At 65.7% G+C, this 25,344-nt stretch carries 22 protein-coding genes; 18 read left to right on the top strand and 4 right to left on the bottom strand.

The genetic code is table 11. The features are described 5' to 3' along the window. The first annotated feature begins 20 nt into the window (after positions 1 to 20). Positions 21 to 200, top strand: a complete 180-nt coding sequence (locus tag HAV22_RS18595) for a hypothetical protein (protein WP_166861112.1) — start codon at positions 21 to 23, stop codon at positions 198 to 200. 407 nt (positions 201 to 607) lie between these two features. On the opposite strand, the gene HAV22_RS18590 is transcribed toward HAV22_RS18595, so the two are convergent. Further along, positions 608 to 1,312: a hypothetical protein gene (locus tag HAV22_RS18590; RefSeq protein WP_166861110.1), complete on the bottom strand. Its 705-nt coding sequence runs from the start codon at positions 1,310 to 1,312 to the stop codon at positions 608 to 610. 17 nt (positions 1,313 to 1,329) lie between these two features. Then, a complete protein-coding gene (locus HAV22_RS18585) occupies positions 1,330 to 1,923 on the bottom strand; it encodes a hypothetical protein (protein WP_166861108.1) in 594 nt (197 codons plus the stop codon). A 223-nt stretch (positions 1,924 to 2,146) separates the two neighbouring features. Here HAV22_RS18585 and HAV22_RS18580 point away from each other — a divergent pair, with 223 nt between their 5' ends. Both HAV22_RS18580 and hrcA read left to right on the top strand, forming a co-directional pair. Next, complete coding sequence (locus HAV22_RS18580) at positions 2,147 to 2,857, top strand: HAD family hydrolase (RefSeq protein WP_166861106.1); 711 nt, start codon at positions 2,147 to 2,149, stop codon at positions 2,855 to 2,857. An 81-nt stretch (positions 2,858 to 2,938) separates the two neighbouring features. Then, positions 2,939 to 3,952 carry a heat-inducible transcriptional repressor HrcA gene (gene hrcA, locus HAV22_RS18575; protein WP_166861104.1) on the top strand — a complete coding sequence of 338 codons (1,014 nt, stop codon included), beginning with the start codon at positions 2,939 to 2,941 and terminating at the stop codon, positions 3,950 to 3,952. Between the two features lie 36 nt (positions 3,953 to 3,988). On the opposite strand, the gene fur is transcribed toward hrcA, so the two are convergent. Then, complete coding sequence (gene fur, locus HAV22_RS18570) at positions 3,989 to 4,417, bottom strand: ferric iron uptake transcriptional regulator (protein ID WP_166861102.1); 429 nt, start codon at positions 4,415 to 4,417, stop codon at positions 3,989 to 3,991. Between the two features lie 82 nt (positions 4,418 to 4,499). Here fur and HAV22_RS18565 point away from each other — a divergent pair, with 82 nt between their 5' ends. From HAV22_RS18565 to HAV22_RS18505, 13 genes are all read left to right on the top strand, one after another. Then, positions 4,500 to 5,123, top strand: a complete 624-nt coding sequence (locus HAV22_RS18565; RefSeq protein WP_166861100.1) for an outer membrane protein assembly factor BamE — start codon at positions 4,500 to 4,502, stop codon at positions 5,121 to 5,123. A 1-nt stretch (position 5,124) separates the two neighbouring features. Next, the gene (dapB, locus tag HAV22_RS18560; RefSeq protein ID WP_166861098.1) at positions 5,125 to 5,934 is read left to right on the top strand and encodes a 4-hydroxy-tetrahydrodipicolinate reductase; all 810 of its coding nucleotides are present in this window, start codon (positions 5,125 to 5,127) and stop codon (positions 5,932 to 5,934) included. A 79-nt stretch (positions 5,935 to 6,013) separates the two neighbouring features. Continuing rightward, complete coding sequence (locus HAV22_RS18555) at positions 6,014 to 6,340, top strand: barstar family protein (RefSeq protein WP_166861096.1); 327 nt, start codon at positions 6,014 to 6,016, stop codon at positions 6,338 to 6,340. Positions 6,341 to 6,475: 135 nt separating this feature from the next. Continuing rightward, positions 6,476 to 9,136: a leucine--tRNA ligase gene (gene leuS / locus HAV22_RS18550; protein ID WP_166861094.1), complete on the top strand. Its 2,661-nt coding sequence runs from the start codon at positions 6,476 to 6,478 to the stop codon at positions 9,134 to 9,136. 3 nt (positions 9,137 to 9,139) lie between these two features. After that, positions 9,140 to 9,661 carry an LPS-assembly lipoprotein LptE gene (locus HAV22_RS18545; protein ID WP_166861092.1) on the top strand — a complete coding sequence of 174 codons (522 nt, stop codon included), beginning with the start codon at positions 9,140 to 9,142 and terminating at the stop codon, positions 9,659 to 9,661. A gap of 44 nt (positions 9,662 to 9,705) precedes the next feature. Then, positions 9,706 to 10,719 (top strand): DNA polymerase III subunit delta, encoded by a 1,014-nt coding sequence (holA, locus tag HAV22_RS18540; RefSeq protein ID WP_166861090.1) that lies wholly within the window; start codon positions 9,706 to 9,708, stop codon positions 10,717 to 10,719. A gap of 108 nt (positions 10,720 to 10,827) precedes the next feature. Further along, positions 10,828 to 12,093, top strand: a complete 1,266-nt coding sequence (locus HAV22_RS18535; RefSeq protein ID WP_166861088.1) for a glutamate-5-semialdehyde dehydrogenase — start codon at positions 10,828 to 10,830, stop codon at positions 12,091 to 12,093. 86 nt (positions 12,094 to 12,179) lie between these two features. Next, positions 12,180 to 12,593: a CopD family protein gene (locus HAV22_RS18530; protein WP_166861086.1), complete on the top strand. Its 414-nt coding sequence runs from the start codon at positions 12,180 to 12,182 to the stop codon at positions 12,591 to 12,593. 116 nt (positions 12,594 to 12,709) lie between these two features. Then, complete coding sequence (locus HAV22_RS18525; protein ID WP_166861294.1) at positions 12,710 to 13,897, top strand: THUMP domain-containing class I SAM-dependent RNA methyltransferase; 1,188 nt, start codon at positions 12,710 to 12,712, stop codon at positions 13,895 to 13,897. Between the two features lie 3 nt (positions 13,898 to 13,900). Beyond that, positions 13,901 to 15,175 (top strand): multidrug effflux MFS transporter, encoded by a 1,275-nt coding sequence (locus HAV22_RS18520; protein WP_166861085.1) that lies wholly within the window; start codon positions 13,901 to 13,903, stop codon positions 15,173 to 15,175. 344 nt (positions 15,176 to 15,519) lie between these two features. Continuing rightward, positions 15,520 to 17,643 (top strand): HDOD domain-containing protein, encoded by a 2,124-nt coding sequence (locus HAV22_RS18515; protein ID WP_166861292.1) that lies wholly within the window; start codon positions 15,520 to 15,522, stop codon positions 17,641 to 17,643. Positions 17,644 to 17,650: 7 nt separating this feature from the next. Further along, a complete protein-coding gene (locus tag HAV22_RS18510; protein WP_166861083.1) occupies positions 17,651 to 19,873 on the top strand; it encodes a putative bifunctional diguanylate cyclase/phosphodiesterase in 2,223 nt (740 codons plus the stop codon). A gap of 6 nt (positions 19,874 to 19,879) precedes the next feature. Next, positions 19,880 to 21,460 (top strand): tetratricopeptide repeat protein, encoded by a 1,581-nt coding sequence (locus HAV22_RS18505; protein ID WP_166861081.1) that lies wholly within the window; start codon positions 19,880 to 19,882, stop codon positions 21,458 to 21,460. Positions 21,461 to 21,536: 76 nt separating this feature from the next. On the opposite strand, the gene HAV22_RS18500 is transcribed toward HAV22_RS18505, so the two are convergent. Next, complete coding sequence (locus HAV22_RS18500) at positions 21,537 to 22,340, bottom strand: alpha/beta fold hydrolase (RefSeq protein WP_166861079.1); 804 nt, start codon at positions 22,338 to 22,340, stop codon at positions 21,537 to 21,539. A gap of 162 nt (positions 22,341 to 22,502) precedes the next feature. On the opposite strand from HAV22_RS18500, the gene HAV22_RS18495 reads away from it, so the two are divergent. Beyond that, positions 22,503 to 23,732: a putative DNA modification/repair radical SAM protein gene (locus tag HAV22_RS18495; protein ID WP_166861077.1), complete on the top strand. Its 1,230-nt coding sequence runs from the start codon at positions 22,503 to 22,505 to the stop codon at positions 23,730 to 23,732. After that, positions 23,732 to 25,264 carry a UdgX family uracil-DNA binding protein gene (locus HAV22_RS18490; RefSeq protein WP_166861290.1) on the top strand — a complete coding sequence of 511 codons (1,533 nt, stop codon included), beginning with the start codon at positions 23,732 to 23,734 and terminating at the stop codon, positions 25,262 to 25,264. Before HAV22_RS18495 ends, HAV22_RS18490 begins: the two co-directional genes overlap by 1 nt. Positions 25,265 to 25,344 lie beyond the last annotated feature (80 nt).

Genomic DNA, 25,344 nt, shown 5'->3' with positions numbered 1-25,344 from the left:
ACGCCATCAAGGAGCCGGTCATGAACATCCTGAAAAACATGGAAGCCATCTTCCTCGCCGCCGCCGTTCTCGTCGGTGTCACGAGCGCCGCGCACGCCGCCAGCGTCGCCAAGCATGCCCGCTACGACGCCCAGGTGACGATCGAAGGCCAGCAGATGGCCGTCGTCAAAGTCACGGCGAAGCGCCTGGCCGCCGGCTGAAGCGCGGCCGCAGAACCGCATCACGCAACGTCTGACATACCGCAGCAAGCCACTGCCGACCGGCAGTGAGCGATGAAGAAACGGCCCGGCTGCCACGCGGTCCACGGCGCCGTGAAGGCAAGCCTTACCGACCATGCCGGCCTCGCGCCGGCACCCCGAGACTCCGACCAGGCGCACTGCCGAGCCGCCGCCGATCGCGCTCGCGCAGTCGATGCGCCGGCATGCGGGAAACCTGCGGGCGAAAAAAAAGCCCGCTGTTGAGGCGGGCTTAAATCCAATTCTTTTCTGAGGAGAGTTGGAGGAGACAGGTGCAATTATGCTGCGCTACAGCATATCAGTCCAATTTTTGTTTCGCATAGTCGATATACGAATTCTCCATATCTCATCCATTCGGCGCGAACGGTCGCTCAGCTCGATTTGACGCAGGTGACGACGAGGTTCGTGACGCCGCCGGCTTTTTCCGCCGTATCGTCCATGGTGCCGCCGCCCGTGCCGTTGGCGCCGCCCGTGACCGTGCACGTCTGGTCTTTCGGCTGGGTCAGCACCGTCACGCCATACGTCGTGCCGTAGGGAACCGAGTTCATCGCGAACCGTACGTCGGCACCGGTCGGGGCGTTGGCGCTGTCCAGCGCCGGATTGACCGGCACCGGGAGGTACGTGCTGCCATTGGCCAAGGTGAGGCCGGTTCCGGTCAGGCCCTTGACGGTGCCGGTGAGCGGGAACGTATTGACGGCGCACACGTAGTGAATGTCGATCTTGGCCAGCTGGCCGGCCGTGCCGCTCTTGGGGAACGTCGGCGACGAGCAGGTCTGGTGGGCGGGCTGGGCGCCCAGCGCCGTGACGGTGCCGTTGGTGACGACCTGGCCTTTCGGGATCACGTCATACGTCTGGCCGTATTCGATCTGGTTCGGGAAGACGAACGTGACGTCCTGGCCGGCCGTGGCGGGCGGGTTGACGGTGTAGTCCATGCCGTTCGTGCTCAGGGTGAGGCCCGGGTATTGCAGGTTGGTGACCGTGACGTTGATCGGGAACGTGGCCTTGCCGCCGCCGCACGACGCCAGCGTGACCGTGATCGCGAGGGCGAGGGCCGGACGCGCGAGGGAAAACTTCATGTGGGTCTCTCCAGTGTTTAAGCGCAGGTGACGGTGACGGTCGTGTTCTCGTCCGAGCCCATGGTGCCGGAGCCGTTGCCGCTGCTGCCGCCGCTGACGGTGCACGTGTGGTTGGCCGGCTGGGCCAGCACGGTGATGCCGTAGGGGCCGTCTTCGTTCACGGGCGACATCGATACCGACGTCGTGCCGGCCGGCGCATCTTTCTTGTCCGCGCCGTTGACGATCGTGATGCCGACGCCGGTCGGGTTGTTGACCACCACGGTCAGCGCGTGCTGCTTGATCGTGCAGGCCACGCTGATCTGGTAGATCGAGTAATAGTTGGCGCGCGCCTTGCCGTTGTTGACATGGCATTCGCTGGCGTTCGACGGGATGCTCTTGACCGTGATGTTGAACTGGTCATCGGTCGATACACGGTTAGTGAACTGGAACGACGTATAGGGGTACACGACGGCCGTATCGTTGCCGCCATTATTTTGCAGCACCAGGCCGTCCTTGGTCACGTTCTGGACGGCGCCGCCCAGGGTCAGGTCACCGCTCCCGCCGCCACAGGCGGACAGGACCAGCGCGCATGCCAGCGAGACGGCGCTGGCACGCAGGATCGAGCTCTTCATAAAATCTCCACAGTGGAATGGTGGCGCGCACGCGGCGCCGGTACGGCTGAATGGAAAAATACCCATCATTTTAGTGCATTTGCCAAGCCCGGACGCCATTTGCCTTTGTATCACGGTGTAACCATGAGCCCGCACCGCAGCGGCATTGCATTTCCGCGCCGCCCTCGTTATGCTTGGACCGCTCCTTTCCACTCTCCAAGCTTCGTTTCCGAAGCCGCAATCGATGAACACGCGCCGTGCCTGGCCGAAGGCCATCCTGTTCGACCTCGACGACACGCTGTGGCCGATCGCACCCGTGATCCTGCAAGCCGAAGACAAGCTGTTCGCCTGGTTGCGCGAGCACGCGCCGCGCGTGGCCGAACGCTTCACGATCGACTCCTTGCGCCAGGCGCGCCTGGAACTGCTGGCGCGCAAGCCCGAGCTCCACCTCGACCTCGGCAAGCTGCGCCACGCGGGCCTCGTCGCCGCGTTCGAGGAGGCCGGCGAGGACGCAGCCAAGGTCGAGCACGCGATGACGCAATTCTTCGCCGCGCGCAATGCCGTCGTGCCGTACGACGACGTGCTGCCCGGCCTGCTGCGCCTGAAGAAACGGGTGCTGATCGGTTCCATTTCGAACGGCAACGCCGACTTGCGCACGATCGGCCTGTCGCACCATTTCAAGGTGTCGGTGGCGGCATCGCAGTTCGGTGTGGCCAAGCCGGATGCGGCCATCTTCCTCGCCGCCTGCAAGGAACTGGACGTGGCGCCCGAGGACGCGGTCTACGTCGGCGACGACGTGCTGCTCGACGTGCAGGGCGCCCAGCGCGCCGGGCTGCGGGCCGTGTGGATGAACCGCACGGGCTCGGAGAAACACTTGGAACACGACGTGGTACCGGATGCGGTCGTGCGCGACTTCGACGAACTGCTCGACTGGCTCGGGCGCGAGCACGGATGAAGCACAAGCGCGCGTCGAACGGGCATAATGACAGAAATGAAACGATGACAACCGGACGGACCACCCGTCCCCATTCAGGCTATGCAACTCGATAATCGTGCCCAAACCCTGCTGAAAGCCCTGGTCGAGCGCTACATCGCCGACGGCCAGCCGGTCGGTTCGCGCGCGCTGTCGAAGATTTCCGGCCTCGACCTGTCGCCGGCCACGATCCGCAACATCATGGCCGACCTGGAGGAAATGGGCTACGTCGCCAGTCCGCATACGTCGGCCGGCCGCATCCCCACGCCGCGCGGCTACCGCCTGTTCGTCGATACGTTGCTCACCGTGCAGCAGATCGACGAGAACGCCGTCGAAGCCGGCATGCGCCTCCCCGCGCACCAGCCGCAGAAGGTCCTCGCCAACGCGGCCCAGATGCTGTCGTCGCTGTCGCAGTTCGCCGGCGTCGTGCAGAGCCCGCGGCGCGAATCGGCGTTCCAGCAGATCGAATTCCTGCGCCTGTCGGAAAAGCGCATCCTGCTCGTCATCGTCGATCCGCGCGGCGACGTGCAGAACCGCCTGCTGCTGACCGACGTCGACTACACGCCCGCGCAGCTGATCCAGTCCGCCAACTACCTGAACCAGCATTTCGCCGGCCAGTCGTTCGACCAAGTGCGCGGCCGCCTGACGGGCGAGTTGCGCCAGCTGCGCGACGACATGGGGCGCCTGATGCAGGCCGCGGTGGAGGCGGGCAGCGAGGCGCTGGCCGAGACGGACGACATGGTGATCGCGGGCGAACGCAACCTGCTGTCCGTGGCCGACCTGTCGTCCAACATGAGCTCGCTACGCCAGATGTTCGAGATGTTCGAGCAGAAGACGGGCCTGATGCAGCTGCTCGACGTGTCCAGCAAGGCCGGCGGCGTGCAGATCTTCATCGGTGGCGAATCGAAGCTCGTGCCGATGGACGAGATGAGCGTCGTCACGGCGCCGTACGAGGTGAACGGCAAGATCGTGGGCACCCTCGGCGTCATCGGGCCCACGCGCATGGCGTACGAGCGCGTGATTCCGATCGTCGACATCACAGCGAAACTGCTGTCGAACGCGTTGAGTCATTCCTGAAGGGTGGCGACCGGCGGGGGCCGGCCGGGATGCCGGTCAGTGCCGGTGCGGGCAGTCGGTCTTCTGGCAGTGGCCGTAGATGGCCAGCGCGTGCTCGGCGATCTTGAAGCCACGTTCGCTGGCAATCTTTTGCTGGCGGCTTTCGATCTCGTCGTCGTAGAACTCTTCCACGTGGCCGCAATCGAGGCAGACGAGGTGGTCGTGGTGCGATCCGGCGTTCAGCTCGTAGATCGCCTTGCCGGTTTCAAAGTGATTCCGATTCAACAGGCCGGCCTGCTCGAACTGGGTCAGCACCCGGTACACCGTCGCCAGGCCCACGTCCATATTGTCGTTCAACAGGGTCTTGTAGACGTCTTCCGCCGTCAGGTGCCGTACCGTGCTGTTCTGGAAGATTTCCAGGATTTTTAACCGCGGCAAGGTCGCTTTCAGGCCGCTGGCCTTCAGGTCGGTTGGATTGTTGCTCATGTTTTGTTACTCGGATATGGGCGGAGTGCTTTATGATATAGCGTTTTCAGAGCCTCCGCCTCATCGATTTTTAAGGTCAGATATGCGCAATAAAGCCGTTTTCCATCGTTCCCACGCGCGCGCAGCGCTCGTGGCCGGCCTCGCCTGCATGACGCTGGCGCTGTCCGGCTGCGCCGCCTGGCGCAACCAGACCAAGCCGGCGGAAGCGGCGAACACCGCCCCCGCCGCGGTCGCCGCCGACGCGAGCAAGTCCGCGGCCATCGCGAATTCGGGCGCGCAGACGACGACCGTCACCAAGCTGCAGAAATTCCTCTGGGTCTTTTCGCCGTACCGTCCGGACATCCAGCAGGGCAACTTCGTCTCGCAGGAAATGCTGAACCAGCTGAAGGTCGGCCAGACACGCGACCAGGTCAAGTTCATCCTCGGCACGCCGCTGCTGCAGGACGCCTTCCACGAAAACCGCTGGGATTACCCGTTCTATCTCGCGCGCGGCAACGGCGAGCTGACGACGAGCCGCGTCACCGTCTACTTCAAGGACGACAAGGTCGACCACTTCGACGGCGGCAACCTGCCGACGGAACGCGAGTACATCAATCGCCTGATCGGTATTTCGAAATACGAGGAAAAGTCCGAGCAGGAATCGCTGGACGAGTTGAAGCGCAAGCGCGACGAGGCCGCTAAGGGCGGCGGCGGTGGAGGACAATAACATGACGCAACTGAAAATCGCCGTTGCCGGCGCCAGCGGCCGCATGGGCCGCATGCTGATCGAAACCATCGCCGCCGCGCCGGACGCCGTGCTCGCGGGTGCTCTCGACCGCGAAGGCAATCCGTTCATCGGTTCCGACGCCGGCGCGTTTTCCGGCCAGCTGACCGGTGTCGTGATCCAGTCGGTCCTCGACAAGGGCCTGGCGGACGCCGACTACCTGATCGACTTCACGCGCCCGGAAGGCACGCTGCACCACCTGGAATACTGCGCCGCCCACGGCATCAAGATGATCATCGGCACCACCGGTTTCGATGACGCCGGCAAGGCCGCCATCCGCGCCGCCGCCGAGAAGACGGCGATCCTGTTTGCTCCGAACATGAGCATCGGCGTCAACGTCACGATGAAGCTGCTGGAAATGGCTGCGAAGAATTTCTCGGAAGGCTATGACATCGAGATCATCGAAGCCCACCATCGCCACAAGGTCGACGCCCCGTCCGGCACCGCGCTGAAGATGGGCGAGGTGATCGCCGACGCCCTCGGCCGCGACCTGAAGGAATGCGCCGTCTACGGGCGCGAAGGCGTGACGGGCGAGCGCGATCCGTCGACGATCGGCTTCGCCACCGTGCGCGGCGGCGACATCGTGGGCGATCACACCGTGCTGTTCGCCGGTATCGGCGAGCGCATCGAGATCAGCCACAAGTCCAGCAGCCGCGTCAGCTACGCGCAGGGCTCGCTGCGCGCCGCCCGCTTCCTCGCCGACAAGTCGACGGGCCTGTACGACATGCAGGACGTGCTGGGCCTGAAGGGCTGAGCGCGCGCCTGCTGAACTGGACGGCCATGCCGGCAATCTGCTGGCATACTGGCCGCGAGGCGTTTTTTAGGAGAGTTACATGGCCACCGTCGAGCTCAACGGCGCCGCGATCACGGACGCGGAAAGCTTCCACGTCGAGAGCCAACGTGCGTTCGGCTTTCCCGATTCGTACGTGCACACGATGGATTCGTGGGTCGATTGCCTGAGCTATCTGCGCGACGAGGACGGCATGAGCAGCGTCCGCCTGAAGAAGGACGAGGTGCTGCACATCGTCGTGACGCACTCGGAAGCCCTGCGCGAGCGGGCGCCGGACGTGCTGGAAGAGATGGCGTTCTGCATCATCGGCATCAACGAGCGCTACGAGGACTACGGCGAAAAGCCGGCGCTGGAACTCGAACTCCGCTGATTTCGCATGCATTCGGTGGGCACGGGGTGCCCACCCTACGATATTCACGCATTGCCGTAGGGTGGGCACCCCGTGCCCACCATGCCGAACGACCGGTATAATGTTCCGCTCACCTCCTTCAGTCCGCAGAACATCATGCAAGAAAAATATAGTCCAGCCGAAGTCGAACAGGCCGCGCAGGCCTACTGGAAGTCGATCGACGCGTATAAAGCCGTCGAGAACGACCCGCGTTTCCCAAAAGGCAAGTATTACGCCTGCTCGATGTTGCCTTACCCGTCGGGCAAGCTGCACATGGGTCACGTGCGCAACTATACGATCAACGACGTGATGTACCGCTACCTGCGGATGAACGGCTACAACGTGCTGATGCCGATGGGCTGGGACGCCTTCGGCATGCCCGCCGAAAACGCGGCGATGGCCAACAACGTGCCGCCCGCGCAGTGGACCTATTCGAACATCGCCCACATGCGCGGCCAGATGGAATCGATGGGTCTCGCGATCGACTGGTCGCGCGAGATGACCGCCTGCAAGCCCGAGTACTACAAGTGGAACCAGTGGATGTTCCTCAAGATGCTCGAGAAGGGCATCATCTACCAGAAGACGGGCACCGTGAATTGGGACCCCGTCGACCAGACCGTGCTCGCGAACGAGCAGGTCATCGACGGCAAGGGTTGGCGCTCGGGCGCGGTCGTCGAAAAGCGCGAGATCCCGATGTACTACGTGCGCATCACGGACTACGCCGACGAACTGCTGGACCACGTCGAGAACAAGCTGCCCGGCTGGCCGGAGCGCGTGCGCATCATGCAGGCCAACTGGATCGGCAAGTCGACCGGCGTGCGCTTCGCGTTCCCGCACGTGATCATGGACGAGCAGGGTGAGCTCATCAACGACGGCAAGATGTACGTCTTCACGACGCGCGCCGACACGATCATGGGCGTCACGTTCTGCGCCGTCGCGCCGGAACACGCACTCGCGCAACACGCCGCGAAGGACAACCCGGAACTGCAGGCGTTCATCGCCGAGTGCAAGCAGGGTTCCGTCATCGAAGCCGACATGGCGACGATGGAAAAGAAGGGCATGCCCACGGGCCTGTTCGTCACGCATCCGATCTCCGGTGAGCAGGTGCCGGTCTGGGTCGGCAACTACGTGCTGATCACCTACGGCGACGGCGCCGTGATGGGCGTGCCGGCCCACGACGAGCGCGACTTCGGCTTCGCGAAAAAATACGACCTGCCGATCAAGCAGGTGGTGGCCGTCGAAGGCCAGACGTTCTCGCTGGACGGCTGGCAGGAGTGGTACGGCGACAAGGAACGCGGCGTCGTCATCAACTCGGGCAAGTACGACGGCCTCGATTACACGTCGGCCGTCAACGCCGTCGCGGGCGATCTCGCGAACCTGGAGCTGGGCGACAAGAAGGTCACGTTCCGCCTGCGCGACTGGGGCATCTCGCGCCAGCGCTACTGGGGCACGCCGATCCCGATGATCCACTGCGAAAAGTGCGGCACGGTGCCGGTGCCCGAGAAGGACCTGCCGGTCGTGCTGCCGGAAGACTGCGTCCCGGACGGTTCCGGCAACCCGCTGAAGAAACACGAAGCGTTCCTGAAGGTCGACTGCCCGTGCTGCGGCGCGGCCGCACGCCGCGAGACGGACACGATGGACACGTTCATCGACTCGTCCTGGTACTACATGCGTTATACGTCGCCGGGTTCGAACGATTCGATGGTCGACCCGGCCCGCAACGATTACTGGATGCCGATGGACCAGTACATCGGCGGCATCGAACACGCCGTGCTGCACCTGCTGTACGCGCGCTTCTGGACGAAGGTCATGCGCGACTTCGGCCTCGTGAAATTCGACGAGCCGTTCGTCAACCTGCTCACGCAGGGCATGGTGCTGAACGAGACCTACTACCGCGAAGACGCGGCGGGCAAGAAGACCTGGTACAACCCGGCCGACGTGACCCTGACGTTCGACGAGCGCGGCCGTCCGCAGTCGGCGGTGCTGAAGGAAGACGGCCAGCCGGTCGTCATCGGCGGCACCGAGAAGATGTCGAAGTCGAAGAACAACGGCATCGACCCGCAAGCGCAGATCGAGCAGTACGGCGCCGACACGGCCCGCCTGTTCACGATGTTCGCGGCGCCGCCGGAGCAGACGCTGGAATGGTCGGAGTCGGGCGTGGAAGGCGCGAGCCGCTTCCTGCGCCGCGTCTGGGCATTCGGTTACGCGCAGCGCGAGCGCGTCGCCGCCGCGCTGGCCGGCCAGCAGGCGGGAACGCCGGCCGGCGCTCCGGTGGATGCTGATCAGCAGTCGCTGCGCCGCGAAGTGCACAAGGTGCTGCAGCAGGCCGACTACGACTTCAAGCGCATCCAGTACAACACGGTCGTCTCCGCGTGCATGAAGATGCTGAATACGCTGGAGTCGGCGAAGCTGGCCGAAGGTACGGCGTCCGACGCGGTGATCACGGAAGGCCTGTCGATCTTCCTGCGCATGCTGAATCCCGTCGCGCCGCACATCACGCACGCGCTGTGGCAGGAACTGGGCTATGCCGGCAAGTACGGCGACATCCTCAACGTGTCCTGGCCGGAAGTCGATCCGGCCGCGCTGGAACAGGCGGAGATCGAACTGATGATCCAGGTGAACGGCAAGTTGCGCGGTGCCGTGAAGGTGGCCAAGGATGCCGACAAGGCCGCCATCGAGGCCGCCGCGCTGGCGTCGGAATCCGCACAGAAGTTCATCGAAGGGACGCCGAAGAAGATCATCGTCGTCCCCGGCAAATTGATCAACATCGTGGTGTAACGGATGCGCACCCTTTCCAGGAAGTGGGTAGTGCGCGCCGTCGCGGCCCTGCTGGTGGCAAGCAGCACGGCCGGCTGCGGCTTCCAGCTGCGCGGTTCGAACGGCAGCTACACGATGCCGTTCCACAGCATTTATCTCGGCTTCCCGGACACGTCCGCGCTGGGCACGGAACTCAAGCGCAACCTGCGCGCGACGGGCCAGGTGGACATCGCCGACAAGGCGCTTGATGCGGAGGCGCAGTTCGTGCTGCTGGGCGAGTCGCGCAACAAATCGATCCTGTCGCTGAACAGCCTGGGCCGCGTGCGCGAATACCTGCTGACGTACACCTTGTCGTTCGCCGTGCGCGACGCCAAGGGTGTCGAGCTGGTGCCGCCCACGCAGATCTCGCTGCGCCGGAACATGGCGTTCGACGAGACGCAGGTGCTGGCCAAGGAATCGGAGGAAGCGCTGCTGTACCGCGACATGCAGGCGGACATCGTGCAGCAGATCATCCGCCGCCTGGCCGCCATGAAGCCGGCCACTTGACGGGCACTTGACCGCCACTTAACGACAAAGCGAAAAGGACCACCATGCAGTTGCGGCCCGAGGCACTCGACGGCCACCTCGCCAAGGGGCTCGCGCCCCTGTACGTGATCACCAGCGACGAGCACCTGCTCGCGCTGGAGGCGGCGGACAAGATCCGCAGCCGCGCGCGTGCGCAAGGCTATTCCGAGCGCGACGTGCTCACGGTCGAGCGCAGCTTCAAGTGGGGCGAGCTGCTCGCCGCGAACCAGGCCATGTCGCTGTTCGGCGACAAGAAGCTGATCGAGCTGCGCATCCCCGGCGGCAAGCCGGGCAAGGACGGCAGCGCGGCGCTGCAGAGCTACGCGAAGGACCTGAACCCCGACAACCTCACGTTGATCACGTTGCCGAAGCTGGACTGGCAGACGGCGAAGGCGTCGTGGGTGGCGGCGCTGCAGCAGGCCGCGGTCTACGTCGAGATCCCGAACGTGGAACGCGCGCAGCTGCCGGGCTGGATCGGCACGCGCCTCTCGGCGCAGAACCAGAGCGCGGACCGCCAGAGCCTGGACTTCATCGCCGACCGCGTGGAGGGCAACCTGCTGGCGGCGCACCAGGAAATCCAGAAGCTCGCGCTGCTGTACGAGCCGGGCAAGCTGACGGTCGAGCAGGTGATGGACGCCGTGCTGAACGTGGCGCGCTACGACGTGTTCAAGCTGTCGGAAGCGATGCTGGCGGGCGATCCTGCGCGCCTCGTGCGCATGCTGGAAGGCTTGAAGGGCGAGGGCGAGGCGCTGCCGCTGGTGTTGTGGGCCGTCTCCGAAGAAATCCGTACACTGCTAAAATTGAAGGCAGGGATGGCGCAGGGACGCCCGCTGGGCGCGCTGCTGAAGGAATACCGCATCTGGGGCCCGCGCGAGCGCATGATGGAACCGGCGCTGCGCCGGATCTCGCTGCCTACGCTGGAAGCGGCGCTGCAGCAGGCGGCGCAGGTCGACAAGATGATCAAGGGCCTGCGCGCGAAGCAGTTCGCGGGGGATGCGTGGGATGCAATGCTGCAGTTGGCATTGAGAGTCGCATCGTAGGGTGGGCACCCCCGTGCCCACGCGGACGTCGACATGCCGCAAACGTCACGCGTGGGCACGGGGTGCCCACCCTACGGAATGAATATTACGGATAACGGACAAAGCACGATGGACATCACCGAGTACATGCACACGATCGGCCGCCAGGCCCGCGCGGCCTCGCGCGGCATGGCGCGCGCGGACAGCGCCACCCGCAATCAGGCCTTGCTGCTGATCGCCGCCGCCATCGAGCGCGACGCGGACAGCCTGCGCGCCGCCAACGCGCGCGACATGGAAGCGGCGGCCGCCGCCGGCCTGGAACCGGCGCTGCTGGACCGCCTCGCGCTGTCCGACAAGGCGATCGCCACGATGGTCGACGGCCTGCGCCAGATCGTCGCGCTGCCCGATCCGATCGGCGAAATCACGGACCTGAAATTCCGCCCGACGGGCATCCAGGTGGGCCGCATGCGCGTGCCGCTGGGCGTGATCGGCATCATCTACGAAGCGCGCCCGAACGTGACGGTCGACGCGGCCGGCCTGTGCATCAAGAGCGGCAACGCCGCCATCCTGCGCGGCGGCTCGGAAGCCATCCACTGCAACCGCGCGCTGGCCGCCCTCGTGGAAGAGGGCCTGCGCGGCGCGGGCCTGCCGGAACACGGCGTGCAAGTCGTCGAGACGACCGACCGCGCCGCTGTCGGCGCCCTCATCACGATGCCGGAATTCGTCGACGTGATCGTCCCGCGCGGCGGCAAGGGCCTGATCGCCCGGCTGATGCAGGAATCGACGGTCCCGATGATCAAGCACCTGGACGGCATCTGCCACGTCTACATCGATGCGAAGGCCGACATCGCGAAGGCGCTTCCGATCGCCATGAACGCGAAGACGCACCGCTACGGCACGTGCAACACGATGGAGACGCTGCTGGTGGCGCGCGCCATCGCGCCGACCGTGCTGCCGCAACTGGCCGAGCTGTATGCGACGAAGGAAGTGGAGCTGCGCGCCGACCCGGAAGCGCTGGCGATCCTGCAGGGTTATCCGCACCTCGTGCCCGCGACGGAAGAGGACTGGAGCACGGAATACCTGGCGCCGATCCTCGCCGTGAAGATCGTCGACGGCATCGACGCCGCGATCGAGCATATCAACACGTATTCGTCGAAGCACACGGACGCCATCGTCACCGAGGATTACACGGACGCGATGCGCTTCCTGCGCGAAGTCGATTCGGCCTCCGTGATGATCAACGCGTCGACGCGTTTCGCCGACGGCTTCGAATACGGCCTCGGCGCGGAGATCGGCATCTCGAACGACAAGCTGCATGCGCGCGGGCCGGTTGGACTGGAAGGTCTCACGTCGCTGAAGTACGTGGTGTTCGGCCACGGTGAGGTACGCAAGTAGGGTGGGCTCCCCGAGCCCACGCGAAAGCTGTCGAGACGCAGACGTTACGCGTGGGCACAGGGTGCCCACCCTACGTAAAGGACACTATGTATCTTTGGATTAAAGCGCTGCACATCGTCTTCGTCGCCTCGTGGTTCGCCGGCCTGTTCTACCTGCCGCGCATCTACGTGAACCTGGCGCAGGAAAGCAACCCGGCCGTCGTCGAGCGCCTGCTCGGCATGGCGCGCCGGCTGTACCGCTTCACGACGATCCTGATGGTGCCGGCGCTGTTGCTGGGCCTGTGGCTATGGCTGGGCTTCGGCATCAAGGGCGGCTGGCTGCATGCAAAACTGGCGCTCGTGCTGCTCGTGATCGGCTACCATCATGCGTGCGGATCGCTGCTGAAAAAATTCGAACGTGGCGTGAATACGCGCAGCCATACATGGTTCCGCATGTTCAACGAGGTGCCGGTTTTGCTGCTGCTGGCCATCGTGATTCTGGTCGTCGTAAAGCCGTTCTGACCTGACTGATTTACACTTGCTTGATTGGCGGCCGGGCCTGATCCCGGCCGTTTCGTTTTTAACTACGGATAAAGGGTACCCCCATGGCTTCCTATTTTTGCCCCTGCCCGCGCGGCATGGAACAGGCGCTGGCCGACGAGCTGGCCGAGATCGCACACACCACCGGCAGCGCCACGCTGAAGGTGCACAACCAGGTGCCGGGCGGCGTGCACTGCTCGGGCGCCGACGCGGACGCGTATCGCATCAACCTGCATTCGCGCATCGCGTCGCGCGTGTTGCTGCGCATCGCGAACCGCAACTACGCGAACGAGAACGACATCTACGACCTCGTGCTGGAACAGCCGTGGGAAGACTGGTTCAGCGTCGACCACACGATCCGCGTCGACATCACCGCCATCAAGTCGCCGCTGACGAGCCTCGAGTTCACCACGCTGAAGATCAAGGACGCCGTCTGCGACCGCTTCCGCGACCAGTTCGGCCGCCGCCCGTCCGTCAACACGCGCGAGCCGGACATGCGCATCATGGGCTTCCTCGACCAGCGCAACTTCACGATCTACCTCGACACGTCCGGCGAAGCGCTGTTCAAGCGCGGCTGGCGCGAAGAGACGGGCGACGCGCCGCTGCGCGAGAACCTGGCCGCCGGCCTGCTGCGCGTATCCGGCTGGAAGCCGGGCGTGCCGCTGTTCGATCCGATGTGCGGCTCGGGCACGATCCTCATCGAGGCAGCGCAGATGGTGCAGGGCATCCCGCCCGGCGCGCGCCGCCGCTTCGCGTTCGAGAAGTTCAGGAATTTCAATGGGAAGGCCTGGCAGGAGATGAAGACGGCGATCACGCCGAATCCGCTGCCGGCCGAGCCCACGATCTTCGGCTCCGACATCTCCGGCGACATGGTCGCGATGACGCGCCATAACCTGCGCTCGGCCGGCATCCTGTTCGACGTGCCGCTGAAGCAGATCGAGGCGCAGCAGGTGCAGCCGCCCGTCGCGACACCAGGCATCCTGCTGACGAACCCGCCGTACGGCGAGCGGATCGGCGTGCGCGGCGATTCCACGATCCCGCAGGACGAGATGGCCGTCGGCTTCTACCAGCAGCTGTCCGCCACGCTGAAGCAGCGCTTCGCCGGCTGGACCGTGTACCTGTTCACGGCCGACCTGGGCCTGCCCAAGATGCTGCGCTTGAAGGAATCGCGCAAGACCCCGTTCTTCAACGGCGCCCTCGAATGCCGGCTGTTCCGCTTCGACATGGTCGCGGGGTTCAACCGGCGCTCATCACAGCTCGACCCTGCGAAACCGAAAGAAGACTAAACAATGCTGCCCGAACCCGAACCGGACAATCTGCCGAAAGACCCCGTCCTCCCCGTCCCGCTGCCGGCGCCGCGCAAGATCGCGATGCTGTCCGCGGGCGGCCTCGCGACCCTGCTGGCCGCGCTGTCGATGCTCGGCCCGTTCTCCGTCGACGCCTACCTGCCCGCGTTCCCCGCGATCCAGGCGTCCTTGAACGCGACCGGACTGGAAGTGCAGCAGACGCTGACGGCGTACATGCTGGCATTCGCCGTGATGGCGCTGTGGCACGGCGCGCTGTCGGATGCGTTCGGGCGGCGCAACGTGGTCCTCGTCGGTTTGATCGTGTTCGCGGTCGGCACGCTCGGCTGCGCGTCCGCGCATTCCGTGCACTACCTGTGGGTCTTCCGCATCATGCAGGGCGTCTCGGCCGGTGCGGGCGTCGTCGTGGGCCGGGCGATCATCCGCGACCTGTATTCGGACGCGCCGGCCGCGCGCCTGCTGTCGATGGTGACGATGATTTTTTCCATCGCCCCCGCGATCGCGCCCGTGCTGGGCGGCTGGGTCGTGTCCGCGTTCGACTGGCGTTCGATCTTCCTCGGCCTGCTCGCGTTCTCCATCGCGCTCTGGTGGGTGTGCTGGCAGCACCTGCCGGAGACGATACCGGTGGAGCGCCGCCAGCCGTTCAACCCGCGCTTCCTCGCGCGTAACTACTGGGACATCTTCAGCTCCGTGCTGTTCCAGATGAAGTCCGGGATCGTCGCCTTCAACTTCGGCGGCATGTTCCTGTTCATCGCGGGCGCGCCCGTGCTGCTGCCCGTGCACCTGCATCTCGGGCCGTCGCAGTTCGCGTGGCTGTTCGTGCCGGCCGTGAGCGGCATCTTCCTCGGCGCGCTCGCCGCCAACCGGCTGGCGGGACGCATGACGTTCTCGCGCCAGATCGGCATCGGCTACGCGTTCATGCTGGCCGCCGTCACGGGCAGCGTCGCGTACCATGCCGTGCTGCCGCCGGCGCTGCCGTGGACCGTGCTGCCCATGTTCTTCTATAACTTCGGCAGTTCCATCATCAACCCGAGCGCCACCTTGCTCGCGCTCGACCTGTTCCCGCACATCCGCGGCACCGTCGCGTCGTGCCAGTCGTTCGTGACGACGTTGATGGGCGCGCTGGTGGCTGGCATCATCGCGCCGGCGCTCACGGATTCCGTGCTGGCGATGGCGCTCGGCCAGGCTGCGTTCGCGCTGGCGTCGCTGGCGTGCTGGTTGACATCCCGTCAATATCGCCGGTACAAGGCGTTGGCTTGAGCGTGAAGTTGTAATGATGCGAGCGATGAATAAATGCTAAATTTCTACTTCTAATCTGCGCTTTGTCAATACGCCTTGGCTGAATTTTGACTCTAAAACGCATCAATTTTAAAGGGAAATATTGTTCCCGGCCAGAAATGTATATATGCTAAGATAAGTTTTTCATGCCTGGAATAACGATGTAATAACTTTCCTGTTCCAGGGACCGCGAAAACGAACGCTGTGGCAGCCCCCGCAGGGGAGGCGGCCATCACCTATAAAACAAGTTGGCGGCCGTGCTTGAATCCATACATCAACCAGATCAGGACATCCGCAATCGCCTGCTGATCGCGCGACTGCCGGCCATGCCGCAGATCCTCATCAAGCTGCTTGCGCATCTGCAGGCGGACGATCTGGGCATGCCGGAACTGGCTGCGCTGGTGGCGAAGGACGCGGGCATGACGGGGAAGATCCTCGCGGTCGCCACGAGCTCCGCGTACCACCGCAACAGCCGCCAGCCGAACCTGGAGCAGGCGATGGTGGCGCTGGGCACGGACATGATCAAGACGCTGGTCATCAGCGACTCCGTCTTCCAGACCTTCAACAGCTTCCCGAATTCCGGCGCCACCGACTTGCGCGCGTTCTGGAAGAATTCGCTGATGGCGGCGGTGCTGGCGCGCGAAGTGGCGCGCCGCATCGACTACGCGCAGCCGGAAGAGGCGTACCTGGCGGGCCTGCTGCACAACGTCGGCCGCCTCGCGCTGCTGGCGACGGCGCCGAAGGAATACGCGTTCAACTTCACGGCGCTCGACGACGAGGACCTGTGCGCCGTCGAGCAGCGCACCCTGCAGATCACGCACGCGGAAGCGGGCGCCTGGCTGATCGAACGCTGGCAGCTCGATTCCTTCCTCGCCGACTCCGTCCTGTACCACCATGAGCCGAGCGAGCGCCTCGAAGCGGCGCATCCGTTGATCCGCATCGTACGCGTCGCGCACGTGCTGTCCAGCCATGCGAACGACGAGGCGCTCGTCGACGAGGCGCGCGGGCTGTGCGGCCTCGATCCGGACGCGCCCGACGAATTGCTGGGCCTCGCCGCGCGCCAGGTCGAGAAGGCCGCCATCCACCTCGGCATCGACCTCGCGGGCGCCGACGATCTGCCGGTGCCGGCCGCGTTCGCGCCGCCGCCGCCCGTCGATCCCGTGCAGCAGCGCCTGTCGGAAGAAGTGCGCAACCTGGTGCTCGTGTCGGAAGTCGGCCAGATGTTCACGCGCCAGCAAGGCAATGGTGGAGAAAGCGGCCTGCTGGAAGCGATGACGCGTTCGGCGCGCATCCTGTTCGATTTCGAGAACGCCGTCGTGCTGCTGGAGAATCCGACCGGGCAAGCGCTCGTCGGCGCGCCGACGGTGAACCAGCAGCGCATCGCCGAATTCACGATCCCGCTGGCGAAGGGCGGCGCCGTCGCGCAGGCCGCTCTGGACAGGAAGCTGGGCTTCATCCGCCGCGACGGTCGTCCGCTCGGCCTGGCGGAAGAACAGCTGCTGCGCATGCTCGGCACGGAATCGCTCGTGTGCCTGCCGCTCGTCGCAGGCGCGCGCTGCCTCGGCGTGCTGGTGGGCGGCGTGGCGGGCTGGCAGCTGCCGGCGTGCCAGAAGCGCGAGCGCTTCCTGCAGGCGTTCGGCGCGCAAGCCGCGGGCGCGCTGGAGACTGCGCTGTCGGAACGGGGCCACGCGCGCCGTCAATTGGCCCACGTCGCGGAGGAATACCGCGAGGCGTCGCGCCGCGTCGTACACGAAGTGAACAACCCGCTCTCGATCATCAAGAACTACCTGTCGGTCCTGGACAGCAAGCTGGAACGCCAGGAACCGGTCAGCGCCGAGCTGTCGATCCTGAACGAGGAGATCGACCGCGTCGGCCAGCTGGTGGGCAGTCTGACGCAGATCCAGCCGGCCATCGCTACGGCGAATATCGAAGGCGGCGTGCCGGCGGCGGACGTGGCGAAAGTCGTGGACGACGTGCTGCGCCTGTTCCGCACGACGAATTTCGTCCCGTCGAACGTGGAGATCGTCGTCAGCATGCCCGACGACGCGGGGCGCATCGAGGGCGACCCGGACATCCTCAAGCAGATCCTCGTGAACCTCGTGAAGAACGCGATCGAGGCGTTGTCCGCCAGCGGTGGCCGCATCGAGATCGCCAACCGCGGCCACGTGAACCGCGAACGCAGGCTGTACCTGGAACTGGTCGTCTCCGACACCGGCCCGGGCCTGTCGCGCGACGTGCTGGCGAACCTGTTCTCGGCCGTGAAGAGCACCAAGGAAGGGCCGCACCACGGCCTCGGTTTGTCGATCGTGCACAGCCTGGTCAAGAAGCTGAACGGGCATATCGCCTGCCGCAGCGGCACGACCGGCACCAGTTTTGAAATCCTGCTGCCGGCGCATGCCGGCGCCGGCGCCCCGGCCGCTTCGCCGGTGCGCGCGCTTGGATCCGTATAAGGCAACAATGAATCCATTCTCCGCCAGCGCCCCGTCGTCCAGCCCCCACGACGCGCAAGCGTCGCTCGGCAACGACCAGCCCCGACTCCTGCTCGTCGACGACGAACCCCGCCTGCTCGCTTCCCTGTACGAACTGCTGCAGGGCCGCGGCTACCAGCTCGTCACGGCGTCCACCGGCAGCGAAGCGCTCGCGCAGCTGTCGCGCCTGCGCTTCGACCTCGTGCTGCTCGACCTGCGCCTCCCCGACATCGGCGGCCACGAGATCATGGATTTCATCAACGAGAAAGGCATCGAATCGGACGTGATCGTGATGAGCGGCGAGGTCGGCATCGACGCCGCGATCGGCGCGCTGAAACGGGGCGCCTACGACTACCTGCGCAAGCCGTACAGCCGCGAGGAGCTGCTGAAGACCGTGGCGAACGCGCTGAAGCAGCGCCGCCTGGAAGAGGCCAACGCACGCATCGCGAACCAGCTGGAAAACTCGGAGAAGATGTACCGCTACCTGGTCGACTCGTCGCCGGACATCATCTACACGCTGAACCACGAAGGCAAGTTCACCTTCATCAACGACCGCGCGTACCAGCTGCTCGGCTACAAGCGCGAAGAACTCATCGGCCAGCATTACTCGATCCTCGTGCACGACGAAGACCTGGAGCGCGCGCGCTACGTGTTCAACGAGCGCCGCGTCGACGAACGGGCGTCGCGCAACGTCGAGCTGCGCCTGAAGTGCCACGCGGGTTCGAACCAGGAACGCACGTTCAACAATACGCTGATGACGATCTCGCTGAACGCCATCGGCATGCACGTGCCCGACCAGGAAGTGCGCAAGCTCGAGTTCTACGGCACCTACGGCGTCGCGCGCGACATCACGGACCGCAAGCGCGCGGAAGAAGTGATCTCGTACCAGGCCTATCACGACATCCTGACCGACCTGCCGAACCGCATCCTGTTCAAGGACCGCCTGGGCCTCGCCGTCATCCAGGCCAAGCGCAAGCAGACCGAACTCGCCGTGATGTTCATCGACCTGGACCGCTTCAAGCTCGTGAACGACACGCTGGGCCACGTGAAGGGCGACGAGCTGCTGCAGCAGGCCGCGGGCCGCCTGAAGGAATGCCTGCGCAAGGGCGACACGCTCGCGCGCCAGGGCGGCGACGAATTCACGATCGTGCTGCCGGAACTGCGCGACCGCGACGACGCGCGCATGGTGGCCGACAAATTCCTCGAGGTGCTGCAGGCGCCGTTCGACCTGGACGGCCACGCCGTCCACATCTCGGCATCGATCGGCATCGCGGTGTATCCGGTGCACGGCGAATCGATCGACGAGCTGCTGCGCCACGCCGACATCGCCATGTACCAGATCAAGGGCCAGGGCAAGAACGGCCACGCGTTCTACGACCCGTCGATGCAGGACGTGTCGCACCAGAAGATCGCGCTGGAGCAGAGCCTGCGGCGCGCGCTCGAGAACGAAGAGCTGGAGATGTACTACCAGCCGCAGATCGACGCCATCAGCGGCCGCATCGTCGGCGCCGAGGCGCTGATGCGCTGGAACCATCCGACGCGCGGCATCGTCTCGCCGGGCGAGTTCCTGCCGTTCGCCGAAGAGAACGGCCTGATGCTGCCGATCTCCGACTGGATGATCGGCGCGCTGTGCCGCGACATGCTGCAGTGGAAGACCATCGGCGGCAACCAGGTGCGCCTGTCGCTGAACCTGTCCCCGCAATACCTCGACCGCGGCGACTTTTTCGAGAAGATGCGCGGCGCGCTGGTGCGCTACGGGATCGCGCCGAGCCAGATCGAAGTCGAGATCACGGAGAACATCTGCATCCGCAATCCGCAGCACGCGATCGAGCAGCTCAACAAGCTTGGACAGCTCGGCGTGTCGGTGGCGATCGACGACTTCGGCACCGGCTACTCGTCGCTGGCCTACCTGCACCGCTTCCCCGTCCACACGATCAAGATCGACCAGTCGTTCGTCAAGGAGATCCACGACGAGCACGGGCATTATCCGGTCGTCCTCGCCATCATCTCGATCGCGCGCGGCCTGGGCCTGAACCTGATCGCGGAAGGCGTGGAGACGGAGTCGCAAGCCCGCTACCTGCGCTCGAACGGCTGCCTGACGATGCAGGGCTACCTGTACCACCGCCCGATGCCGCTGGGCCACTTCATCGACGTGCTGCGCACGCAGGGATTGCCGGCGGGCGCGTCGAACATCCTCGCCTTCCAGGCCTGATGCGCCATGCCCGACCAGGCCGCACGCCGCGAGCTTGAGGCCCGCCACACGGCGGAGTTCCTGCGCGTGAAAGCGCTGGCCGAGCGCGGCGTCGCGACGGCCCAGCACAGCCTGGGCTTCATGTACGTGAACGGCCAGGGCGTGCCGCGCAACTACGAGCTGGCCGTCGCGTGGTATCGCATGGCCGCGAGCAGCGGCCTCGAACAGGCCCAGTACAACCTCGGTGTGATGTACCAGAAGGGCCAGGGTGTCGCGCAGGACCTGGGCCAGGCGTTGTACTGGTATCGCCAGGCGGCCGAACAAGGCTATGTGCAGGCCCAGTACAACCTCGGGTGGCTGTACGCGAAAGGACAGGGCACGCCGGTCGACGTGCACGAGGCGCTGCACTGGTTCGGCAAGGCGGCCGCGCAGGGCGACCCCGGCGCGCAGCACAATCTGGGCATGATGTACGAAGGCGGCAAGGGCGTCGCCCAGGACGTCGCGCAGGCCATCGAGTGGTATCGGAAGGCGGCCGAACAGAATTACGCGCGCTCGCAGTTCAATCTCGCCCTTCGATATGACAGCGGCCAGGGCATCGCGCGCGACGTGCAGCAGGCCATCCACTGGTTCCGCAAGGCCGCGGAGCAGGGCTATGCGCCCGCGCAGTTCAACCTGGGTCTCCGTTACGACAAGGGCCAGGACCTCCCGCAGGACAGCGAGAAGGCGATCCTGTGGTATGGCCGCGCGGGAGAGCAGGGCCACGCGAGCTCGCAGTTCAACCTCGCGCTGATCTACGATACGGGCCACGGCGTCGCGCGCGATCCGCAGCTGGCGCTCGCATGGTTCCGGCGCGCGGCGGAGCAAGGCCACGCCGCCGCGCAGGACAACCTCGGCCTGCGTTATGAACATGGCCAGGGCGTCGAGCAGGATTTTGTGCAGGCCGCGCACTGGTACGCGCTCGCCGCGGAGCAGGGCTTCGCAGGCGCGCAGTACCACCTCGGCCAACTGTATGACACGGGCCATGGCGTGGCGCAGGACCCGGCGATCGCGCTGGACTGGTATCGCAAGGCCGCCGAACAGGGCCACCTGCGCGCGCAGTTCGATCTCGCGCTACGTTTTGAAAGCGGCAATGGCGTGCCGCAGGACGAGCGCGAAGCCGCGTACTGGTATCGCAAGGCCGCCGACCAGGACTACGCGCCCGCGCAATACGCGCTGGGGCAGCTGCTCGATCGTGACGACACGGGCACCGTGGATCCGCGCCAGGCGACGCTGTGGTACCGCAAGGCGGCCGAGCAGGGCCACGCGCTCGCGCAGTTCGCGCTGGGCCTGCGCCACGACAGCGGCCATGGCGCGGAGCGCGACTACGAGGCCGCCCATTTCTGGTACCTGTGCGCCGCGCGCCAGGGCCATGCGCGCGCCCAGTTCAACCTCGGCGTGATGTATGCGGCGGGGCAGGGTGTGCCGACCGACCTCGTGGAAGCCTACGCGTGGCTGCATCGCGCGGGCGCCGCCGGCATCGCGCCGGCCGCCAGCTACCTCACGCGCGTGAGCGCGCGCATGGAACCCGCGCTGCTCGCCCAGGCGAACGGGTACATCGGCGCTGCATAAGCGTAGGGTGGGCACCCCGTGCCCACGCGAACGTCAACATGCCGGATGCGTCACGTGTGGGCTCGGGGAGCCCACCCTACATGAGCGTCTGCGCGAGGAACGACTCGATCGCATCCGAACTCGCCGTCGGCGCGCTCAGGTGCGGACAGTGCCCCACGTTGTCGATCACGCGTAACGTGCTGTGCGCCAGGTGGCGGTGCAGCCAGTCACCCACTTCACGCGGCACGATCAGGTCGTCGCTGCATTGCAGGATCAGCGCGGGTGCGGTGGACTTCACCACGTCGGCCCGCACGTCGGTGTTGAACGTCACGCGCGCGAAATGCTTGGCGATGGCGGGGTCGTTGCGGCAAAAGCTGCGCGCCAGTTCCTCGCCGAGCGCCGGCTGGTTCGGGGCGCCCATGATCGCGGGCGCCATCTTGCGCGACCAGTTGATGAAGTTGGTCTCCATCGCGGCCAGCAGGCCGTCGATGTCTTCGCGATTGAACCCGCCGACGTAATCGCCGTCGTTGACGTAGCACGGTGATGGCCCGACCAGTACCTGCGCGATGAAGCGCTGCGGCGCCGCGACCGTCGCCAGCAGCCCGATCGACGCGCCCACCGAGTGGCCGACGACGATGCATGGGCCGGCCGCGCAGGCGTCGAGGATGTCCAGCAGATCCGTGACGTGGCCCTGCAGGCTGCCGTACTTCATGCGGTCGTAGGCGGACAGGTCGGAGCGGCCGCTGCCCGTCAGGTCGTACAGCACGACACGGAAGCGGTCGGCGAAGGCCGGTGCGATGTGGCGCCACATGGTCTGGTCGCAGCCGAAGCCGTGGATGAACACCATCGTCGTCGTCCCCGCACCGGTGACGTGGACGTTGTTGCGGAACTGTACAGACATGGTGAATCCTGAGCGGCATGGGGCGATCCGTCGATATTAACATCGTGAAATTGCAGCGGCCGGATAAAGCCGGATAAACATGCGCAGCAACCGTGCGTGCGCGCACGGCGCGGCAGCCGCGATTTGCGATATACTGTACATATATACAGTATGGGCAGCGTAATGGAACTCAAAGACAAGCTCGAGATCCTGGCCGACGCGGCCAAGTACGACGCCTCGTGCGCGAGCAGCGGCGCGCCCAGGCGCGACTCGGTCGACAAGGACGGGCTGGGCGCCACGAATGGCATGGGCATCTGCCACAGCTATACGCCGGACGGGCGCTGCGTCTCGCTGCTCAAGATCCTGCTGACGAATTTCTGCGTCTACGATTGCCAGTATTGCGTGAACCGGCGCACGTCGAACGTGCCGCGGGCGCGCTTTTCCGTCGACGAAGTCGTCAAGCTCACGCACGATTTTTACCTGCGCAACTACATCGACGGCCTGTTCCTCAGCTCCGGCATCATCCAGTCGAGCGACTACACGATGGAGCAGCTGGTCGAGGTCGCGCGCCGCCTGCGCGAGGACCACCAGTTCCGCGGCTACATCCACCTCAAGACGATCCCCGACGCCGACCCGCGCCTCATCGAGCTGGCGGGCCGTTATGCCGACCGCCTGTCCGTGAACATCGAACTGCCCACGCAGGACAGCGTGACGAAGCTCGCGCCCGAAAAGAACGTCCAGACGATCAAGCTGGCGATGGGTTCGATCCGCACGAAGCTGGACGAAAAGGACGACCACCCGAAGGCGCCCGTGTTCGCGCCCGCGGGGCAGAGCACGCAGATGATCGTCGGCGCGGACGCGAGCGACGACCGGACGATCCTGCATACGGCGCAGACGCTGTACGGCAGCTACAAGCTCAAGCGCGTGTACTACTCGGCGTTCAGCCCGATCCCGCACAGCCCGTCCAGCGTGCCGTCCGCGCCGCCGCCGCTGTTGCGCGAGCACCGGTTGTACCAGGCCGATTTTCTCCTGCGCGGCTACGGCTTTACGGCGAAGGAGTTGATGCCCGCAGCCGGGAACCTCGCGCTGGACATCGATCCCAAACTGGGCTGGGCGCTCGCGAACCGCGACCACTTCCCGCTCGACCTGAACCGCGCGGACGAGACGATGATTTCGCGCGTGCCGGGCATCGGGCTGCGCACGGCGAAGCGCCTGATCGACTTGCGGCGGTTGCGGCGTATCCGCTGGGAAGACCTGTCGCGCCTGCGCTGCAGCCTCAAGAAGCTGGCCCCGTTCGTCATCACGGCGGACTACAAGCCGGCGCAAGGCACCGCGTCGTCCGACCTGCTGCGGCGTAACCTGGCCGACGCCCCGCAGCAGATGAACCTGTGGCCGGAGCTGCAGGCCGCATGATGGATGCGCCGGCCGCACTCCAACCCGCGGACGCGCTGGTCCGGGCCGGGCAACCGCTCGTCGTCGACACGTTCGCCGCATGGCGCGAGGCCGCGCGCGAGCTGCTCGTCCACGGCATTCCACCGGAGCAGGTGACGTGGGGGACGCCGCACATGGACGACCTGCTGTCCGGGACCGCGCCGGTCTCGGGTGCGCCGCCGACGGCCGAGGCCTCGCATAATCCTTCCACACCGCCGACCGAGCCGTTGCGGCCCGCGCCGCACATCCCGCGATCGCTGATGGAGATGCTGCAGTCGGCCGCCTGCTGCCGCGTGCCGGACCGCTGGGCGTTCCTGTACCGCGTGATCTGGCGCTGGCAGCAGGGCGAGCACGACGTGCAATCTCCCGCCGACGAGGACGGCGCGCGCCTGCACGCGATGGTGAAGGCGGTGCACCGCGAGGAACACGACATGCATGCCTATATCCGCTTCCGCGAGCGCCCGGAAGAAGCCGGGCCGCCCCGCTTCGTCGCCTGGTACGAGCCGCGCCACGACGTGCTGCCCCAGGTGGCCGAGCATTTCGTCGCGCGCATGGGCAAGATCAGCTGGATGATCGCCACGCCGGACGCGAGCGTCCTGTGGGACGGCCACACGTTGCACAACACGGGCCCTCTCGTGCGCGACGCCGCCGACCTCGAGCAGGGTAGCAAAGACGGCGGGGAAGCCCTGTGGCTGACGTACTACCGCAGCGTGTTCAACCCGGCGCGTCTGAACACGGAGGTCATGCACCAGCACATCCCGACGCATCGCTGGAAGAACCTGCCCGAGGCGAAGATCGTGCCCCAGATGGTGAGCGCGGCCGCGCTGGGTGCGCGCAAGGTGGGGCAGTACGAGGCCGTCGGCCAGCGCAAGGGCACGACGATCCCCATCGCTCCCGAGGACGCCCAGCCCGACCGCGAGCAGCCATCCACCTTGGACGAATGCCGCCGCTGCGAGCTGTGGGAATTCGCCACGCAGGCCGTCGGCGGCGAGGGGCCGAAACGGGCGAAGATCATGTTCGTCGGCGAGCAGCCGGGCGACCAGGAAGACCTGGCCGGACAGCCGTTCGTCGGCCCGGCCGGCAAGCTGCTCGACCGCGTGTGCGAGGCGGCCGGCGTCGACCGCGACACGGTCTACGTCACCAACGCCGTCAAGCATTTCAAGTGGGAGCCGCGCGGCAAGCGGCGCCTGCACAAGACGCCCGCGCAGCGCGAGATCGAGGCCTGTCACTACTGGCTCGACAAGGAACTGGCGAGCGTGAAGCCGACCGTCATCGTCGCGCTCGGCGCCACCGCGCTGAAATCCGTACTGCGCACCGCGAACGTCACGCTGAAGAATTCCCTCGGCAAACCGCTGCGCCACGAAGGCCGCTGGGTCGTCACCACGTACCACCCGTCGTACGTGCTGCGCGTGCCCGGCGAGGACGCGAAGCGCGACGCGTTCAACACGATGGTCGAGGGCATCAAGCTCGCGCACGACCTCCTGCAGCGGCCCATCGACGTCCCTGATGCGTGAACATTGCCGTCGCAACATATGCATGTCATAAATGTAACACTTCGTTGCCCCGGTAGGCGGGGCGCATCGCTGGCGCTAAT

Source organism: Telluria antibiotica, from assembly GCF_011682055.1.
Taxonomy (GTDB): domain Bacteria; phylum Pseudomonadota; class Gammaproteobacteria; order Burkholderiales; family Burkholderiaceae_D; genus Telluria; species Telluria antibiotica.
Note: the sequence above shows the minus strand (reverse complement) of the source record. Positions and strands in the feature narration are given on the sequence as shown.

Excerpts from the sequence above, each read along its gene's own strand:
- leuS (WP_166861094.1), top strand. The coding sequence starts at position 6,476 with ATGCAAGAAAAATATAGTCCAGCCGAAGTCGAACAGGCCGCGCAGGCC.
- HAV22_RS18545 (WP_166861092.1), top strand. The coding sequence starts at position 9,140 with ATGCGCACCCTTTCCAGGAAGTGGGTAGTGCGCGCCGTCGCGGCCCTG.
- HAV22_RS18500 (WP_166861079.1), bottom strand. The coding sequence starts at position 22,340 with ATGTCTGTACAGTTCCGCAACAACGTCCACGTCACCGGTGCGGGGACG.
- HAV22_RS18590 (WP_166861110.1), bottom strand. The coding sequence starts at position 1,312 with ATGAAGTTTTCCCTCGCGCGTCCGGCCCTCGCCCTCGCGATCACGGTC.
- HAV22_RS18585 (WP_166861108.1), bottom strand. The coding sequence starts at position 1,923 with ATGAAGAGCTCGATCCTGCGTGCCAGCGCCGTCTCGCTGGCATGCGCG.
- dapB (WP_166861098.1), top strand. The coding sequence starts at position 5,125 with ATGACGCAACTGAAAATCGCCGTTGCCGGCGCCAGCGGCCGCATGGGC.
- fur (WP_166861102.1), bottom strand. The coding sequence starts at position 4,417 with ATGAGCAACAATCCAACCGACCTGAAGGCCAGCGGCCTGAAAGCGACC.
- HAV22_RS18535 (WP_166861088.1), top strand. The coding sequence starts at position 10,828 with ATGGACATCACCGAGTACATGCACACGATCGGCCGCCAGGCCCGCGCG.
- HAV22_RS18530 (WP_166861086.1), top strand. The coding sequence starts at position 12,180 with ATGTATCTTTGGATTAAAGCGCTGCACATCGTCTTCGTCGCCTCGTGG.
- HAV22_RS18565 (WP_166861100.1), top strand. The coding sequence starts at position 4,500 with ATGCGCAATAAAGCCGTTTTCCATCGTTCCCACGCGCGCGCAGCGCTC.
- hrcA (WP_166861104.1), top strand. The coding sequence starts at position 2,939 with ATGCAACTCGATAATCGTGCCCAAACCCTGCTGAAAGCCCTGGTCGAG.
- holA (WP_166861090.1), top strand. The coding sequence starts at position 9,706 with ATGCAGTTGCGGCCCGAGGCACTCGACGGCCACCTCGCCAAGGGGCTC.
- HAV22_RS18580 (WP_166861106.1), top strand. The coding sequence starts at position 2,147 with ATGAACACGCGCCGTGCCTGGCCGAAGGCCATCCTGTTCGACCTCGAC.
- HAV22_RS18495 (WP_166861077.1), top strand. The coding sequence starts at position 22,503 with ATGGAACTCAAAGACAAGCTCGAGATCCTGGCCGACGCGGCCAAGTAC.
- HAV22_RS18490 (WP_166861290.1), top strand. The coding sequence starts at position 23,732 with ATGGATGCGCCGGCCGCACTCCAACCCGCGGACGCGCTGGTCCGGGCC.
- HAV22_RS18555 (WP_166861096.1), top strand. The coding sequence starts at position 6,014 with ATGGCCACCGTCGAGCTCAACGGCGCCGCGATCACGGACGCGGAAAGC.
- HAV22_RS18510 (WP_166861083.1), top strand. The coding sequence starts at position 17,651 with ATGAATCCATTCTCCGCCAGCGCCCCGTCGTCCAGCCCCCACGACGCG.
- HAV22_RS18515 (WP_166861292.1), top strand. The coding sequence starts at position 15,520 with ATGCCGCAGATCCTCATCAAGCTGCTTGCGCATCTGCAGGCGGACGAT.
- HAV22_RS18505 (WP_166861081.1), top strand. The coding sequence starts at position 19,880 with ATGCCCGACCAGGCCGCACGCCGCGAGCTTGAGGCCCGCCACACGGCG.
- HAV22_RS18595 (WP_166861112.1), top strand. The coding sequence starts at position 21 with ATGAACATCCTGAAAAACATGGAAGCCATCTTCCTCGCCGCCGCCGTT.
- HAV22_RS18525 (WP_166861294.1), top strand. The coding sequence starts at position 12,710 with ATGGAACAGGCGCTGGCCGACGAGCTGGCCGAGATCGCACACACCACC.
- HAV22_RS18520 (WP_166861085.1), top strand. The coding sequence starts at position 13,901 with ATGCTGCCCGAACCCGAACCGGACAATCTGCCGAAAGACCCCGTCCTC.